The organism is Hanstruepera marina (assembly GCF_019880635.1).
GTDB lineage: Bacteria > Bacteroidota > Bacteroidia > Flavobacteriales > Flavobacteriaceae > Hanstruepera > Hanstruepera marina.
On sequence record NZ_JAINVX010000001.1, the window covers coordinates 218,415 to 235,811 of the forward strand.

At 34.9% G+C, this 17,397-nt stretch carries 16 protein-coding genes and 1 tRNA gene; 6 read left to right on the forward strand and 11 right to left on the reverse strand.

Features of this window, described 5'->3' with window-relative positions:
* Positions 1-3: 3 nt before the first annotated feature.
* The 3 genes from mnmG to K7G76_RS01020 all read right to left on the reverse strand — a co-directional run bounded on the left by mnmG (position 4) and on the right by K7G76_RS01020 (position 5,779).
* The gene (mnmG, locus tag K7G76_RS01010; protein WP_223032344.1) at positions 4-1,875 is read right to left on the reverse strand and encodes a tRNA uridine-5-carboxymethylaminomethyl(34) synthesis enzyme MnmG; all 1,872 of its coding nucleotides are present in this window, start codon (positions 1,873-1,875) and stop codon (positions 4-6) included.
* 87 nt (positions 1,876-1,962) lie between these two features.
* A complete protein-coding gene (ybeY, locus tag K7G76_RS01015) occupies positions 1,963-2,382 on the reverse strand; it encodes an rRNA maturation RNase YbeY (RefSeq protein ID WP_223032345.1) in 420 nt (139 codons plus the stop codon).
* Positions 2,369-5,779 carry a DUF4175 family protein gene (locus K7G76_RS01020; protein WP_223032346.1) on the reverse strand — a complete coding sequence of 1,137 codons (3,411 nt, stop codon included), beginning with the start codon at positions 5,777-5,779 and terminating at the stop codon, positions 2,369-2,371. The genes ybeY and K7G76_RS01020 overlap by 14 nt, the downstream gene beginning before the upstream one ends.
* A gap of 92 nt (positions 5,780-5,871) precedes the next feature.
* On the opposite strand from K7G76_RS01020, the gene K7G76_RS01025 reads away from it, so the two are divergent.
* Positions 5,872-6,915, forward strand: coding sequence for an alkane 1-monooxygenase (locus tag K7G76_RS01025; protein WP_223032347.1), 1,044 nt, complete (start codon positions 5,872-5,874; stop codon positions 6,913-6,915).
* A 50-nt stretch (positions 6,916-6,965) separates the two neighbouring features.
* A complete protein-coding gene (gltX, locus tag K7G76_RS01030; protein ID WP_223032348.1) occupies positions 6,966-8,483 on the forward strand; it encodes a glutamate--tRNA ligase in 1,518 nt (505 codons plus the stop codon).
* Between the two features lie 59 nt (positions 8,484-8,542).
* On the opposite strand, the gene K7G76_RS01035 is transcribed toward gltX, so the two are convergent.
* Positions 8,543-9,130 carry a hypothetical protein gene (locus K7G76_RS01035; RefSeq protein WP_223032349.1) on the reverse strand — a complete coding sequence of 196 codons (588 nt, stop codon included), beginning with the start codon at positions 9,128-9,130 and terminating at the stop codon, positions 8,543-8,545.
* Between the two features lie 75 nt (positions 9,131-9,205).
* Complete coding sequence (locus K7G76_RS01040; protein WP_223032350.1) at positions 9,206-9,895, reverse strand: hypothetical protein; 690 nt, start codon at positions 9,893-9,895, stop codon at positions 9,206-9,208.
* Between the two features lie 76 nt (positions 9,896-9,971).
* On the opposite strand from K7G76_RS01040, the gene K7G76_RS01045 reads away from it, so the two are divergent.
* A complete protein-coding gene (locus K7G76_RS01045; protein ID WP_223032351.1) occupies positions 9,972-10,898 on the forward strand; it encodes an SPFH domain-containing protein in 927 nt (308 codons plus the stop codon).
* 49 nt (positions 10,899-10,947) lie between these two features.
* Here K7G76_RS01045 and K7G76_RS01050 read toward each other — a convergent pair whose 3' ends face one another.
* The 4 genes from K7G76_RS01050 to K7G76_RS01065 all read right to left on the reverse strand — a co-directional run bounded on the left by K7G76_RS01050 (position 10,948) and on the right by K7G76_RS01065 (position 15,009).
* A complete protein-coding gene (locus K7G76_RS01050; protein WP_223032352.1) occupies positions 10,948-11,151 on the reverse strand; it encodes a hypothetical protein in 204 nt (67 codons plus the stop codon).
* A gap of 71 nt (positions 11,152-11,222) precedes the next feature.
* The gene (locus K7G76_RS01055) at positions 11,223-12,407 is read right to left on the reverse strand and encodes a GNAT family N-acetyltransferase (RefSeq protein WP_255572892.1); all 1,185 of its coding nucleotides are present in this window, start codon (positions 12,405-12,407) and stop codon (positions 11,223-11,225) included.
* A gap of 31 nt (positions 12,408-12,438) precedes the next feature.
* Positions 12,439-12,924, reverse strand: coding sequence for a DUF1761 domain-containing protein (locus K7G76_RS01060; RefSeq protein ID WP_223032353.1), 486 nt, complete (start codon positions 12,922-12,924; stop codon positions 12,439-12,441).
* 81 nt (positions 12,925-13,005) lie between these two features.
* Entirely contained in the window at positions 13,006-15,009 is a 2,004-nt protein-coding gene (locus tag K7G76_RS01065) for a glutamine--tRNA ligase/YqeY domain fusion protein (RefSeq protein WP_223033577.1), read from the reverse strand.
* 103 nt (positions 15,010-15,112) lie between these two features.
* Between K7G76_RS01065 and K7G76_RS01070 the strand changes: the two genes are divergently transcribed.
* The 3 genes from K7G76_RS01070 to K7G76_RS01080 all read left to right on the forward strand — a co-directional run bounded on the left by K7G76_RS01070 (position 15,113) and on the right by K7G76_RS01080 (position 15,888).
* On the forward strand, positions 15,113-15,322 hold the full coding sequence (locus tag K7G76_RS01070) for a zinc ribbon domain-containing protein (protein WP_223032354.1): 210 nt from the start codon (positions 15,113-15,115) through the stop codon (positions 15,320-15,322).
* A gap of 83 nt (positions 15,323-15,405) precedes the next feature.
* On the forward strand, positions 15,406-15,774 hold the full coding sequence (gene folB / locus K7G76_RS01075; RefSeq protein WP_223032355.1) for a dihydroneopterin aldolase: 369 nt from the start codon (positions 15,406-15,408) through the stop codon (positions 15,772-15,774).
* A gap of 43 nt (positions 15,775-15,817) precedes the next feature.
* Positions 15,818-15,888 (forward strand) — tRNA-Cys (locus K7G76_RS01080).
* Positions 15,889-15,973: 85 nt separating this feature from the next.
* Here the strand turns inward: K7G76_RS01080 and K7G76_RS01085 are convergent.
* The gene (locus K7G76_RS01085) at positions 15,974-16,654 is read right to left on the reverse strand and encodes a LysE family translocator (RefSeq protein ID WP_223032356.1); all 681 of its coding nucleotides are present in this window, start codon (positions 16,652-16,654) and stop codon (positions 15,974-15,976) included.
* A 41-nt stretch (positions 16,655-16,695) separates the two neighbouring features.
* Positions 16,696-17,370 (reverse strand): head GIN domain-containing protein, encoded by a 675-nt coding sequence (locus K7G76_RS01090; protein WP_255572893.1) that lies wholly within the window; start codon positions 17,368-17,370, stop codon positions 16,696-16,698.
* Between the last annotated feature and the right edge of the window lie 27 nt (positions 17,371-17,397).

Consider the following 17,397-nt stretch of genomic DNA (forward strand, 5'->3'; position numbering starts at 1 on the left):
ACATTAACGCCCCATATAGACTAAAAGCACCGAAACATCACTCGGTGAAACACCACTAATTCGCGATGCCTGTGATATGGTTACAGGTTGAATTTTACTCAATTTTTCACGCGCTTCCATACTCATTGATTTGAGTTTAGAATAGTCAAAATCCTTGGGGATTTTAATATTTTCCAATCTCGAAAGCTTGTCGGCGTTGTTCTTTTCTTTCTCGATATACCCTGAATATTTAACCTGTATTTCGGTTTGTTCAATAACCTCATCATCTAATTGATGATCTACTATATAGTTATTGACCGACTCAACTTTACGCATATCGTCAATTGTAATATTTGGTCTAGCAAATATTTTAAACATCTTATCAGATTGCTTCATTAAAGATGAAGCATTCTCCTCAAGAATAGGGTTTATCTCTTCTGGTTTAACACTAGTATCTCTAAAAAATTCCACAAAATCATTTGAAGCTTGCTGCTTTTCCTCCATACGCTTTAAACGCTTTTCAGATGCCAATCCAATCTTATAGCCTTTTGGCGTTAATCTAAAATCAGCATTATCTTGACGTAACAATGTTCTGTATTCAGCGCGTGATGTAAACATTCGGTAAGGTTCTTCAGTCCCTTTTGTAATCAAATCATCAATTAATACACCTATATAAGCTTCGCTTCTAGATAATGTAAAAGGTTCTTTTTCTTGTACTTTTAAACTAGCATTTATTCCAGCAATCAATCCCTGTGACGCAGCTTCTTCATAGCCAGTAGTTCCGTTTATTTGCCCAGCAAAATATAAGCCGTCAATAAGCTTGGTTTCTAAAGTATGCTGTAATTGTGTTGGCGGAAAATAGTCATATTCAATGGCATATCCTGGCCTGAAAAACTTAACGTTTTCAAATCCAGAAACAGAACGCAATGCTTTAAATTGCACATCTTCTGGTAACGAGGTTGAAAAGCCATTAACATAAACTTCAACCGTATTCCATCCTTCTGGCTCTACAAACAATTGATGTCTATCCTTATCTGCAAAACGATTAATCTTATCCTCTATTGATGGGCAATAACGTGGGCCCAAACTTTTAATTCTACCATTAAACATCGGTGAGCGCTCAAAACCTTCACGAAGCAAATCATGAACTTCTGGACTCGTATAAGTCATATAACAAGACCGTTGTTCTTTTAATGGTTTTGTAACATCTAAATATGAAAATTTTTGCGGGTTTTCATCTCCTGGTTGTTCAACCATTTTAGCATAATCAAGAGACCTGCCATCAACTCTTGGAGGTGTTCCGGTTTTCATTCGTCCAGAATCGAAACCTATATCAACCAATTGTTCAGTAATTCCTGTTGCGGCTCTTTCTCCCGCTCTTCCTCCTCCAAAATTTTTGTCTCCAATATGGATCAAGCCATTTAAAAATGTTCCATTGGTAAGCACAACCGTTTTGGCCCTTACTTCAATTCCTAAAGACGTTTTGACGCCAACTACTTTTTGGTTTTCAATAAGAAGCCCCGAAACCATCTCCTGATAGAAATCTAAATTAGGTGTGTTTTCTAAAAGCAAACGCCAATCTTCTGCAAAACGCATACGGTCACTTTGAACCCTAGGGCTCCACATGGCGGGTCCTTTAGATTTATTTAGCATTTTAAATTGAATAGCCGAAGTATCGCTTACAATACCACTATAGCCACCAAGCGCATCAATCTCGCGAACTATTTGCCCTTTAGCAATTCCGCCCATAGCAGGATTGCAGGACATTTGCGCAATGTTCTGCAGGTTCATAGTAATTAACAATGTTTTACTGCCCATATTAGCAGCAGCAGCAGCAGCCTCGCTACCCGCATGACCTGCACCAACAACAATAACGTCATAAATCTCGTTAAACATATTATTAGGTTTAATTACTATACTCAAAATTGTTTCACGTGGAACAATTTTATTCGTTTTAATTTAAGTGTGCAAATATACGACGAATTAGTCAATTCGTTCCAAGAGTTCTAAATACTCGTTTTCCTTATTTCGCATTTGAGCTGCTTCTGCTTCAGATTTATCTTTGTACCCACAATAGTGTAATACGCCATGAACCATAACCCGATGCAATTCATCTTGAAATTGTTCATTAAAATCTTTGGCGTTATCACGAACACGTTCGACTGAAATATAAATATCTCCTTGTAATATTTTTCCTACTGAATAATCAAAACTGATAATATCAGTTAAGGTATCATGATTTAAAAATTCAACATTAATTTTATGCAAATAATCATCGTTGCAAAAAATGTAATTTATGTCTTCGTACTTAAATCCTTCCGTTTCAATAACAGTTGCAATCCAATTAGACAAACGTTTTTCATTATCTAATTCAAAATCGTTTTCGTAGTTAAAACTTATCATCGTTTTGCTTAAAGTATTCTTGCACTTTCTTTTTATAAACTGGCTGCAAAGGTAAGGTCTGTCTGTTTAATATTTCTGTTGTATTGAAATATTCTTTAGCGGTTGGTATTTTGTTATTGGTATTATTATCAAAATCTGTTTTGTTGGTTTCAGATTTTCGCTTGTTATCCTGACCTTGTTGAAATGTAGCATTTTCTAGTTTTAACAGTTGATGTTGCAAATTCATCATCTTTTGAAGAGTTTGATTGGTAAAGCCCCTGTTCAACAAATCTAATTCAATTTGCTCCATTTGCTTGATTAAATTTTGCCCTACACCATTCTTACCTTCTTTGGCTAATTTATCTTCTAGCGCTTGCCTAATTTGCTGTTGCTTTTGGTAAATTTTAAACAACTCACCATTTAGTTCTTCGGAACCTTCTCCGTCTCCTTGTTGTTTGCCATCTTCGCCTTGTTTGCCGTTTTCACCATTTGGCGATTCTGGTCCGTCTTGACCTTCTTTTTCGCCTTTATCCCCTTCTTTACCGTCATCACCATCTTTAGGTTTTCCATCTTGGCTTTTTTTCATGCCGTCCTGCATTTTCTTATTGAGCTCTTCTTGGCTCATTATAATGTCGGGCAGTCCAGGCTCTGGCTGTCCACCGCTTCCTGAACCTGAAGCGCTCATTTGCATTTGCATATTATTTAGCATCTCACTTAAAAAATCAGCTAAATTATTTGCTGCCGTGATGGTGTATTGCTGATTGGCAATACCTTGGTACATACGGTTTTCTGAAAATTGATCCAATGATTTATCTATATTAAAAAACACATCGGAGATTTCTTTGTTTATTTTTTCTGAAATTTTTGGCTGTCGCAAGGACAAGGCAAACAAGCTGTCGTCTATATGGGAAAAATGCTCTCTTAAATTACTTTGCTTAACTAAATAGCTTGCATATTTATTATGATTAATCTCAATGCTCTTAAACTGATCCATTAAAGCTTCCTGGTCAAATGAGAAGAGTACCAAATTGTCTAAAATTTGACGCAACATTTCCATATCCTCCTGCATTTGTTCCGCACCACCCATTTGCATAGAGGCTTGCATTTGCTGGCTCATTTGTTTCATTTTTTGAGCGGCTTGCTTTTGTTTTTGCTTTGCCTTGTTGCCGCTCTCATTAGCTTTTTCTTGATCATTTTGTTCTTGATTCTCTTCTTTCTTTCCTAGCTCGTCTGATGCTTCTTGTTGGTCTTTATCAATAGATTCCTGTTGTTTTTCGTTGTTAGGCACATCTATAGGTTGTTTAAGTTCCTGATTGTCTTTTTCAAGTTGTTCCAGCTCCTTTTTGAAATCGTTAAACTTTTGGTTTAATGAGTCTTGAGCTTCTTTGGTGTTTTTTTCATCGGTAGCTTCAGAAAGCTCCTCCTGCTCTTCTGCTAATTTATCGAGTTCTTGTTGCAGCTTTTCTAGCTTTTTAGCCACATAATACCGTTTGGTTAACTCTAATAGCTGCTCTAAACTACGCTTTTGGTTTTTGTTTTGTTTAGCAAGTTTCTCCAGTTTTTCCGTAAGTTCTTCCTTATTAATTTTCTCTTGAAGCTTTTCTAACTCCTCTAGTAATTTTTCATCTTCCTTAAGCTGTGCTTCGTTTTCTTCCAAACGTTCTTTTAAATCTTCCTTAAACTGGTCGTCTTCCTGGTTTTCTTTTTGGAAATCTTCTAAATTTTCTTTTAACTTCTTGTTGAAATTTTGCATCATTTCTTCTTGCTGTTTTTGACGCTTTAGGAAATTTTCAAATTTCTTTTTATCGTTGAAATTTAGCTCTGATTTTTCTTTCTGTGTTTTAGAAAACTCTTCTAGCTCTTTCTCTCTGGTTTCCATTTTTTCCAAAGACTCATTTAAATCTTGAATGGTTTCGTTTTGCTGTTGAAGCTGTTTTTCTTCTTCTTCAGATTGAGTGAGCTTTCTATAGGTATATATGTTACTTTTTGTACTCTTGTAATTATTAATCGCATCATTATCGAATACCTGAAAATACAATTCGTAACTAATACCTTCTTCTAAATTAAGGTTGTTGGGAAATGTGGAAATGAAATCATCAATATTATCATTCGCGATAGGGATGGCTTCGGTTTTTACATTTTCAACATTGTTTAGAGGATAATATACAAGTTGTAATCTTCGCAGTCCATAATCATCACTAGCCTGACCGTAAAAATACATCGTTTGCTGGTCTATACTATCCAGTTCCATTTTTACATTGAGTTCAGGAAAATCATCTTTTATAACATCGATATTAAAATTCAAGCGTTCATAATCCTGTACAAAATCATTGCTCGTGGCAATGGTGTAATCAAATGTCGAGGCAGCACGCTTGGTTGTTTCGTAAACGTTTTCTGTATCCATATTAAAAACAACCGTGTCATTAGCATAAAGATTAACAATATTGGTTGATTTTGTTTTAACACGCCACGTAATTTGCGTGCCCTGTGGAACCGTAGCGTTTCCGTTGCCCTTTAAAGTTTCGTCTGCTTTTTTAGTATAGTTTGGATAATCTAAAACCATTTCGAAACCTAAAATTGTCGGCACTTCCGAAACCTTAAGCGTATAAGGTTTTGAGACTACTGTATTGGCTGATAAATTAAACTCTATGTCATTTTTTGGTTTAGTAAACACATATTCAAATGCTCCTGGTGCAGTTTGTTGCAAGAAATATGTTTCGTTGCTGTATTGAATTTTTGCGTTTTCTGGAACAACATTCCCTGCTGTTTTTACAATCAGTTTAAAGTCTTTGTTTTCAGTGGCATCTAAGTTTTCGTTTACCACAAAAAACTGAAATGGTGCTGGTGGCTCATAGGCAGTTTTATAATTTACCACACGCTCGTAACTATCACTAAACCAATTGAACTTACCCGAAATTACCGAGAACAAAATTATCAGAATGGGAATCGCGGCATATTTTAAATATTTCAGGTTTTGCTTGAAATTAATAGCAAACTTGAACGGAATTGGCTGTAGCTCAGCCGATTTTTGATTGATACTGGCCATCAATAATTCCGATTCGGTTTTGTTTTGGTTTAACTGAAGGACATTAAGTAGCTTATCATTGATCTCTGGAAAATGTTGTCCAATAATTTTGGAGGCTTCTTGATAGTCTATGCCTTTCTTTAGTTTTAAAAGTTGTGCTAAAGGGAAAAGTATAAACTTGACGAACAATGCCGCTTCAACAGCAACAAAAACCCAAAATAACAAGGTTCTTAAACCAGGGCTTAACCAAAAAATATATTCTACCCATAGGGTGAATAGCAGATAGAGCAAGCCAATGGCAACAAATAAAATACCTCCTTTAATTAGTTCGTTAGCATAATACCTCCTAATAAAAGACTCTAGTTTTTCTACTATGTTGTCAAAGTTTGCCACGTTATAATCCATTTAACTTACTAATCTACAATTTTATTTTATACCCTATTTCCTTAAATTTGATAACATTCTGTTAAAAATATAGTACCCTAATGAAAGATTTAAAATATTTAGCAGCACTTTCTATTCCTTTAACCGCTTTAATTGGATTACATTTTAAAGGTCTTTTGTGTTTTTTAACTCCTGTATTTTCTTTTTGTATAATCCCTCTATTGGAATTAATTCTACCCGAGGACAATACCAACTATTCGGAGTCTGAATTACAAAACAAAAAGGTTAACAAACTCTTTGATTGGATGTTGTACCTAAACCTCCCCATTGTATATGGCCTTGTTATTTGGTCGTTGGCAACGGTTACAACTGTTCCTCTGGAGGCTTATGAAATTATTGGCTTTGTTTTAAGCTTAGGCATGGTTTTGGGCACTAATGGTATTAATGTTGCTCATGAACTAGGTCATCGCCAAACCACCAATGAGCGGTTTGTTGGCAAGGCATTACTACTCCCGTCATTATATATGCATTTTTATATTGAGCACAACTTTGGCCATCATTTACATGCCGCAACAAAAGAAGATCCTGCAACAGCGCGATACAACCAACATGTCTATTCCTTTTGGTTTACCTCAACTATAAGGCAATATATTAGCGCATGGCACATTCAAATGAAGTTGGTTAAGAACAGTAACAAGTCCTTTTTCTCTTTTAGGAACGACATGCTTTGGTATAGTGTTATTCAGACCATGTATTTAGCAACTGTGCTTTTTGTCTTCGGGAGCACAGGATTGTTATTTGCAATTGCTGCCGGAGTCACCGGGTTTTTACTACTTGAAACCGTAAATTACATTGAGCACTATGGGCTTTTGCGTTTAAAAACAGCTTCCGGTAGATACGAACGTGTAAAAGAAAACCATTCATGGAACTCCAACCATGTGGTTGGCAGAATTGTGCTTTACGAATTAACACGCCATAGTGACCACCATTACAAATCTTCAAAAAAATATCAACTATTGGAGTGCCATGAAGAAAGCCCACAAATGCCATTTGGTTACCCTACATCCATGGTTTTGGCACTTATTCCCCCTTTATGGTTTAAAATTATGAATAAACGCGTGCCAACTTATATGATTTCGGCTTAAAGTTGCTTTAAAACTAATTAAGGTTTTATCTTTGCGCAAAATTTATTTACATGAGTAATCCGGTTCGTGTGCGTTTCGCACCAAGTCCAACAGGACCTTTACATATTGGTGGTGTTCGCACTGCCCTATTTAATTATTTATTTGCCAAAAAACACAATGGAACCTTTGTACTTCGTATAGAAGATACTGACCAAAACCGTTATGTTGAAGGCGCTGAAGAATATATAATTGAATCGTTGAATTGGTGTAACATACCGTTTGATGAAGGTCCAGGAAAAGCAGGAAAATTTGGGCCGTACAGACAAAGCGAACGCAAGCATTTGTATAAGCAATATGCCGATGAGCTTATAGCTAAAGGCAAGGCTTATTATGCTTTTGATACCGCTGAACAACTGGATGCACATAGAAAGGACCATGAAGCCCAAGGCAAAACCTTTATTTACAATTGGCATAACCGTGAAAAAGGTAGATTAGTAAACTCTTTGGTGCTTTCTGCTGAAGAAACCCAAGCTAAAATTGACGCTGGTGAAGATTACGTGATTCGGTTTTTATCACCTCAAGACGAAACCCTGCATCTTAAAGATATTATCCGTGGTGACATTAAAATAGATACCAATATTTTAGACGACAAGGTGTTGTTTAAAAGCGATGGCATGCCAACCTATCACTTGGCTAATATTGTCGATGACCACTTAATGGAAATTACACACGTAATTCGTGGTGAGGAATGGCTGCCCTCATTGGCACTACACTATCAATTATACGAAGCTTTTGGGTGGCAAGCACCTGAATTTGCCCACCTTCCCTTAATTTTAAAACCAACAGGAAAAGGTAAATTAAGTAAGCGTGATGGTGACAAACTTGGTTTCCCAGTATTTCCTTTGGAGTATATATCTCCAGAAGGCGATGTATCCAAAGGTTATAGAGAAGATGGTTATTTTCAAGAAGCTGTTATAAACTTTTTAGTCTTTTTAGGGTGGAATCCTGGTACCGAACAGGAAATTTTCAGTCTTGAGGAATTGGTAAATGCCTTTGATTTATCTAAAGTCAATAAATCTGGAGCGCGATTTGATCCAGATAAAATTAAATGGTTTAACCACCATTATATGCAAGAACAAAAGAATGATGATTTAGCAATGGCTTTTCAAAAAAGTCATGACCAATTACAGGAAATTGATGTTAACTATATAGCTCTAGTAATTGGATTAATAAAGGAACGTGCTACGTTTGTAAATGATTTTTGGGACTTAGGCCATTTCTTTTTTGAGGCACCAAAAACCTATGAAGAGAAAGCCTTTAAAAAGGCCATTAAAGCCGACACAAAAGACATTATGGGCACCGTAAAATCCATTATTAACGGTGTAGACAATTTTGAAGTAGAAACGCTTCAGAGGGCTGTTAAAGGCTGGATTACAGAAAACGAAATTGGTTTCGGTAAGGTTATGATGCCTTTGCGTTTGGCCTTGGTTGGAGACTTAAAAGGTCCTGATGTGTTTGATATTATGTTTATGGTGGGTAAAAATGAAACGCTTAACCGTATTGAATGTTTGGTGAATTCGTTGGGTTAACTACCAATGGCACCATTAAGTGAATGAAATAATTTTTTAATTAGTGATTATCTAGTGGGCTATTTATTTGTTTTTATTCTCTTTTTGTTTTCGTAACTAAATTCGTCTAATTCCTTTAATTCGATTAAGATTTTTTCTTTCCATTCGGTAAGCTTCTCTATATTTTGTCCGCTTTCGGTTTCATTTACCAACTCTAATCGGCTTTCAGAGAATTCTGCCATAATTTCGTTGCTAATTTGATTAATAATGTCAAATCCTTTTGCTATTTGACCTTTGTTTTCTAGAGCTCTTTTTCTAAACTTTCTTGCGTGAATTTCAGCAAGGTCAAATTGTACCTGTTGAAAGTCGATTTGTTTTTGAATATTATCAACTTTTGTTGTGTCAATCCATGAGGCATTACCAAGAAATATGTTTTCAATTTTCTGATTGAAATTACGTTTCATAAAATCAAATCCACTTATCATATGAGAAATCATAAACTGACTGTAAACCGCATCATTATGTTCATCGCTGATTTTTATTCTAAAGTCTTCAACTGTCAATTTTTGGTCAGCTTTCCATCGTTTTTGTCCTTCTTGTAAGTTTTGAGCAAAATTTAGATGTATTGAACTAATAATAAAAATAAGTCCGATTATTTTTTTTATCATTTAATATTTTGTTTGGGGTTTTTATCCTTAAAAAAATTTTAATATAGGTGATTTGTTAGTTTGTTAAAGATTTTATTAAAACGAAACCATTAAAGAAAACACAAACATAGATTGGTTGCCCTTAAATTTATTAGTGTTGGTACCTACATTTAGGTTCTTGCCATTCAACTTATCAAACGTATTCAGAAAGCCGTAAATATATGCTGCTTTTACCCTAAAATGACTGATTCCAGCAGACAGACCTACAGTACCATCAATATTGAATTTTGAAATATCAGAAATATCTTGGGCCAGCAAAGCATCGTAGTTTTTTATAAAGTAGTTTTCTTTGGTATCATCCTTTAGCTCCATCTCGCCATTATATTGTAGCATAGGGCCTAAATCTAATGTTAAATAAGGCCCAATAATTTTTACATGCATTAACAAAGCAATTTGAGCTGTAAAAATTTTATAATCCAAAAACTCTTCAGTTCCTAAAGGAACTTGACTTGCGGCAATGCCCACATTATTTTCGGCTATTTGAATCATGTAACTGATGTTGTACCATTTGTGCGGAATATCAACCGTTGCAGAACCCGCAACAGCCCAACCGTTTCCGGCTTTGGTTTCAAAATTATCGGTTTGAAAATCAAATTGCGTGATTCCTCCTGAAATACCTATACCATTAACAATAGGAATGGTGCCATGAGGCCGTCTTTGTGCGTAACCAGTTGTAACAAAACCTATAGAAATAGCTACTAATAAAATAAGTCGTATAAATTGCATGCTTATGAGTATGTGATTGCAACAAATATAACTTAAATTAGTACAACTTATTTTTTAACCATTAAATCTCATTGCTATGCCTTTTTATTTAGTTCCATTTTTAGTTTTTGGTCTCCTTATTTTAATATCATCGTTCTTTATTGTTAAGCAACAATCTGCTGCTATAATTGAGCGTTTTGGGAAATTTCAAAGCATCCGTCATTCTGGGCTACAAATGAAAATTCCTTTAGTAGATCGTGTAGCTGGACGATTGAGTTTGAAAATCCAACAATTGGATGTAATTATTGAAACCAAAACATTAGACGATGTATTTGTGCGCTTAAAAGTATCGGTTCAATATAAAGTGATAAAAGACAAAGTTTATGATGCTTTTTATAAGCTGGATTATCCTCACGATCAAATTACATCCTACGTTTTTGATGTGGTTCGTGCCGAAGTGCCCAAAATGAAATTGGACGATGTTTTCGTTAAAAAAGATGATATTGCTTTAGCCGTAAAAGCTGAATTGAATGATGCTATGTTGGATTATGGTTTTGATATTATAAAAACCTTGGTTACAGACATTGATCCAGACGCCCAAGTAAAAGCTGCTATGAACCGAATTAATGCGTCTGAACGTGAAAAAATTGCAGCACAATTTGAAGGTGATGCAGCCAGAATCCTTATTGTGGAAAAAGCCAAAGCCGAAGCTGAAAGCAAGCGTTTGCAAGGTCAAGGTATTGCCGATCAACGCCGTGAAATTGCTCGTGGTTTAGAAGAGTCTGTTGAAGTTTTAAATCGCGTAGGTATTAACAGTCAAGAGGCTTCTGCATTGATAGTTGTAACACAACATTACGACACCTTACAATCGCTTGGTGAGGAAACCAATAGTAATCTTATTTTGTTACCTAACGCTCCCCAAGCCGGAAGCAATATGCTAAATGATATGGTGGCTAGTTTTGCCGCTAGTAACCAGATTGGTGAAGCTATGAAAGAAGCTAGAAACAATAAAAAAGAAAAATAATTGTTATTCCATTTACAAAATAGTAAGCCTCTTTTTTGAGAGGCTTTTTTTAATGCTCTGCCTTGTATTTTTTTATTAAGCCTTTTAAGCTTTCCAGATAATCTTTAAGTTCACTCGCTTCTACTTTTGGGTGCTCCATGTTAGGGATAGTGACAGGGTTTTCATCTAAATATTGATATACTTCGGGGTAGTTTGTTTCTATATCTCGAGTAACTTGTGTGATTTCGGTAAGTAATTCCTGAACATTTTTCATAATATCTGTTTATATTATAAATACTGAAAACTAACAGGATATCAAAATCGTGTTTTAAAAAAATCTTTATACTATTTAAAAGGGTGGCGCTCCTCCCAATCTTGCTTTGGGTTCATCAATTTAAAAATTGCCTTTAAAAGTGTATTCATAACCCAATTGGTATGTTTTAAATACATAATCATTCTTTTGGGCTTGGCTCCTACCGAACTTTTAATAGCCATGGCTGTTCGCGCGTAAACTACTGTTTTAAGCTGGTTATCTATAGCGAATAGGAGCATGTCATACAACATATTTAAATACAATTGGTGTTGATATTGATACTTAGGGTTGTAACCTAAAAAGTAAGTTTCAAGATTATCGCTGTTTAGAATAAGGGTGTAAAAGCCAACTATTTGATTATCCAAATAATAAGCATAGACCCTAAAAGCCTTTTCTAAATGTAACTTAAACTCTAAAAAATGATTTTCAGGAAGAATAAAAGTGTTTATTTTGGCATGATCCGAAACATTTTTATACAGTGTGTAGAGCTGTTTAGAGTGAGCTTCGATATCTTGAGTATGAAGTTCCTTTTTTAAAACTTGTCTTGCTTTTTTTCTGGCTGTTTTATAACGGTCGCGATATTTTTTGTTTAACTCTGAAATATAATCATCAAAAGTATTCCAATGTGGCTTAACATCTAAAATCATGTTAGGCTGAACCGCAAGTTTATGGAAACCAAAAGTCTCTAGTACATCTGAATGTGAAGTTATAGGGTCATCAATAAAATAGTCTTTCATCAAATAAGCCCGAATAGTCTTATTGTATTGCGTTTTAATATCCTTTTTTAATTCTAATAAGGCTTGAAGCAATGCATTAATAAAATCTGTAGTAGAATAATTTGTAGTGTTGAAATTCACACCATGCTGGCCGGTATGGGTAATATTGCCAGCAACAAGTATATTCCCTTTTAAAACCTTTGAAATAAGATTCTTAAATCGTTCTTTAAAGCACGTATCGTTATGGTTTCTAAAAATGTCGTTTAAATAAAGTTCTACGCGCTGTACTATTGTTATGCCAATTAGTTCTGAATTGCTGTAAAAACCAATATAATATAGCGTTATGTTGTTGGGAGAGGCCTTTTCAAGGGCGTCTAAATAGGTTGTTTGTAAAAACAAATCATGATATGCAATAGCATTCCAGTTATTCGGTAGTTCGTTAACATGTTTAAAAATCTGAAAATCTATCACAATATCATTAAAAAAGACTGATTGGTTCAATCAGTCTTTTATATTTAAAGTTCATTACAAATTATTTCCAGGCACAAATAATTCCGCCCATTACTCCTAAAGTTACAATCCAATAACCACTATTAATGAAAATATATTTTGCGCTTTTACGCTCAAACAAGGCATTGGTTCCTATAATAGGAAGCGCAATAAAAACACCCGTTAATACTCCGTGTAAAACACCATGTTTAAAGGTTCTAAAAGCATCTGAATAATCAGTAACAAAAGCTTCATAAGAAGGAAGTGCCGCGGCAGGGTCACCACCCACTAAACTAAAAGCACCCATTTGATGGATTACAATACCAGGCAAAGCCGTAGACAACATAAAAGCAAATAGCAACGCTAGGCCAAATATTTTAGCCATGTTTCCACCTTTAATCTGCTCGTCTGTCATACCTGCGGCTTGCATCCAAGCATTACCAAAAACTTTTGGATTGTACCATATAAAGCCTACAACTAAAGCTGAAACAGCTGCAGCCAACATGGCAAGAGGATTTAAATACTCCATAGTCAATAAATTTTAAGTTAGTGCAATAAATATAACTTAAAAAACTGATTTATAGGATTATTTAACGTTTACAACACTAAATTATACTTCTTGAGCTTCAAACACTAAAAGTTCATTTTTATCTTCTAAAGCTCTAGAAATAAAATCATTAATTGCATCATTACGCTCTTGACCACGGCTTAACAACACTTTTAAAGCTATTATAACAGCAATACGTGTTCCGGTCTTTTTAAGCGCTGTATTAAACAAAGGTTCCAATTCCTCATAGGTAACCTCATTGGCCAATTCTTGGATTTCAGCTTTTACCTTTTGTTGTTTATCTTCAGGGTAATTCGTGTATTTTTTTCCTAATTGCTGAATAACACTAATAGCTTTTCGTTGTTGTTGATTGTTATTCTGCTTGGGCTGATCGTTTTGAGGTTTTGGTTTTTGCTTTGCCCAAGAATCACGCAATCCAACTGTTTTGTTGAATACTAGATGTTCTGAAGTTGAATCGTTATCAACATTAAAATAGCCTAAACGCTGAAATTGAAAGCGCTCTGCTACTTTAGCATCTTTCAAGCTTGGCTCAACAAAAGCTTCAATTACTTTAAGCGAATCTGGGTTTAAAAACTCCATAAAGTCTTTACCTTCATGGCTATCTGGTGCTTCATCCATAAACAAACGGTCATACTCTCTTACTTCGGCTTTAATGGCATGTTTTATGGAAACCCAATGTAATGTGCCTTTAACCTTTTTGGAAGTGTCTTCTGAATACGTGCAATGAATTTCAACTATTGAACCGTCAGGATTTTTAACAACGTTTTCAGCTTTTATAATGTAAGCATTCTTCAAACGCACTTCACCCCCTAGCTTTAGTCGGAAAAATTTGCTACTGGCTTCTTCTTTAAAATCAGCTTTTTCAATATATAACTCTCTTGAAAACGGTACTTTTCTAAAGCCAGCTCTAGCATCTTCTTGATTATTTTCAGCTTCTAGCCATTCTTCCTTGTCTTCTGGATAATTAGTAATAACTACTTTTACAGGGTCTAAAACAGCCATAACCCGAGGTGCTGTTTTATTTAAATCCTCACGAATACAAAATTCCAAAAGCGAAACATCAATAACGTTTTCACGTTTGGCCACACCAACCTTTTCTATAAAATTACGAATAGATTCTGGTGTGTATCCACGACGTCTTAATCCCGATATCGTTGGCATTCTTGGGTCGTCCCAACCATTAACAATACCATCTTCAACCAATTTAAGAAGCTTACGCTTACTCATAATGGTATAACTTAAGTTTAAACGCGCAAATTCACGCTGTTTAGGAAGCATTGGTAAGGCTTCTGGCTGATACTTATACACTTGTTCCTTAAACCAGTCATAGAGTTCTCTGTGAGGCTTAAATTCAAGCGAGCACAAGGAGTGTGAAATTTGTTCAATATAATCGCTTTCGCCATGTGTCCAATCGTACATAGGGTAAATACACCAATCATTTCCTGTTCTATGATGTGATTTTTTTAAAATGCGGTACATAATGGGATCTCGCATCAACATATTAGGGTGCTGCATATCGATTTTAGCACGCAATACATGGGTTCCTTCATTAAACTCACCATTTTTCATGCGTTCGAATAAATCCAGGTTTTCTTCGATGCTTCGGTTACGATACGGCCCGTCTACACCTGGTTGCGTTGGTGTTCCCTTTTGTTCTGCCATAACATCACTAGATTGAGAATCAACATAGGCTTTGTTTTCTTTGATGAGTAATACAGCCCAATCGTACAATTGTTGAAAATAGTCTGAAGAATACAGTTCATTGGCCCACTTATAACCAAGCCAAGAAACATCTTCCTTAATAGCATCTACATACTCCTGCTCTTCTTTAGCAGGATTTGTATCATCAAAGCGTAAATTAACTGGCGCATTATATTTTTCACCCAAACCAAAACTAATGCCAATAGCTTTAGTGTGACCAATATGTAAATAACCATTAGGTTCTGGTGGAAAACGAAATCGTAAGGCTTTTTTATCCAACCCATTAGCTAAATCGTCTTCTATAATATGCTCAATAAAATTGAGTGATTTTGTTTCTTCTGACATCATAATTTCTGCATCTAAAATGAGACGCACAAAATTAGTCATTTTTAGGTGTAATTGTAACATCTGGAACGTTTTTCACACTAATTAATAAAACCCTTTAAACATGCAACATAGAAACTACGAATGTCCTAAATGTCACAACCGTACCTATCAAGTCGATCAAATGCAAGCTACTGGTGGTTTGTTCACAAAATTGTTCAATATTCAAAATAAGCGCTTTACTACTGTAACCTGCGAACGCTGCACGTATACTGAATTTTACAAAACCAAAACCAGTACCATTACGAATATTTTTGACTTTTTTACCAACTAATTTTTCAATGGGCTATAATGTGACTAATTAAATTTCTTTTATATTATTGTTTGCGGTGACAACAGGAGTATTATTTTTGCGCCATGGGAATAATTAAAGTTGAAAACATACGTGTTTTTGCCAATCATGGTTGCTTAAGTGAAGAAACCAAAATAGGCAGCGATTATCGTGTAGATTTAGAGGTTAAAGCCAATTTACAACCTTCAGCAAAATCAGATCTATTACGTGATACAGTAGATTATGTATTTCTAAATCGTGTTATTCGAGAGGAGATGCACAAACCCTCACATTTATTGGAAACAGTGGCCAGACGTATTTTAGACCGTATTTTTAATGAAGATGTATTAGTTAAAAAAGCAACAGTATCTATTAGCAAAGTCAATCCGCCAATTGGTGGTGATGTTGAAATGGTAACGATAAAAATGACCGACAAACGAAAAAACTATAAGTAAGTAGTGTAAAAAACTTATTTTTTTTACATTTGCTGTCGAACAAGGTGTCGTGGCCGAGTGGCTAGGCAGTGGTCTGCAACACCATCTACAGCGGTTCGAATCCGCTCGACACCTCAAAAAAAGAGTTACTTTTTAGTGGCTCTTTTTTTATTTCTAATTTTTAAGAAAAATAATTAAGATGTGGATCTTGTTCAAAAACTTAATCCAAAGGATTAATTTGCTCTAGTTTATCCTTAATCATTTCCTTTTCTTTAGGGAAGAAGCCTTGTATAAGTAGTAATATTCCAAAGCCTAAAATAACCAAGGCAACAATTTTTTTTGTTTTAAAGATGCGTCGTGGTGTTAATTTGTTTTTAAGTGTTTTGGCTGCTGCAATTTTTAACAAGTCAACTAAAAAATAAACCGCTAAAATAGTGGCTAAAAATACCCAAAGTTCTTGACTCGTTTCGGTTAGTGAATTTCCAATAACTATAAAACCCAACCAACCCAACAGCACACCTATATTGATAAAGTTTAATAAAAACCCCTTAATAAAGAGTTTACCAAACTTTTTCTTTATTTCTACTGTATGAAAGTCACGAACAATGGACCGAAATGATTTTGAGGTTTTAACAAATGAAATAAAACCATAAACCGCTAATAAAACACCTCCAAAAATAAGAAAACTTGGATCGTCCTTAACTTTGTCCAATAGTTTGCTGGTACTGTAAAAAGCAACCAAAATAAAAAAGGCATCGGCTAAAATAACGCCTAAATCGAACATAATGGCACTTTTAAAACCTTTAGTAGCACTGGTTTCTAAAAGCACAAAAAAAACAGGTCCTATAGTAAACGATAGAATTATTCCAAAAGGGATAGCCGCTAATATGGCGTCAAGCATAAACGTAATTAGTTTTCACAAATTTATGAAAACTTGTAAGATTAATCCATACGTTTTACGGTTCCGCCCATAGCTTTACTTTCGTTTACTTCTTTTGGGTTTCCATAAATATAAATGCTTCCTCCTGCAGTAATCTTAAGATCGGCTAATTCTGTAGCATGAACAGAAGCATCACCTCCTGCTTTTACCTTAACTTGAGTTGTTTCTGTAATTAAGTTTTTAGCTTCGTAAATACCACCAGCAGACACCGAAACAGTTTGATTTTTTGAAGTTCCTTTTGCTTTTATATGTCCACCTGTATACGCTTTAATAGTAGCATAGGAAGACTCTAATTCGACATCAATTTTAGCACCTTCTTGTGCGCTTAATTCAATATCAAATTGTTTGATAACATCGTTTGAGTAAATAGAAGCCCCTTCGTTTGCGTCAATAACATCGCAACTAGTATAATAGAGTATAACTTTAGTATCATCTCCGTTATAGGCTTCTTTTATATCCATCTTAATTTTTAATTTACCGTTTTTGTTCACAAAAACAACTTGGTCTTTATGTTCTCCTGTAATTTCTATTTTGTTTTCAGAAGATTGAACCAATTTTACCTGTATTAAATCGTAAACTTTAAGTTCTTTAAATTCACCTATTTGTTTTTCAACAATGTCTTGTGAAAATGATACTGTACTTATCATTAAAAAGATAACAATGAGGGAGTTCTTCATGGTACTATTTTTTTTTCAAAATTAAAA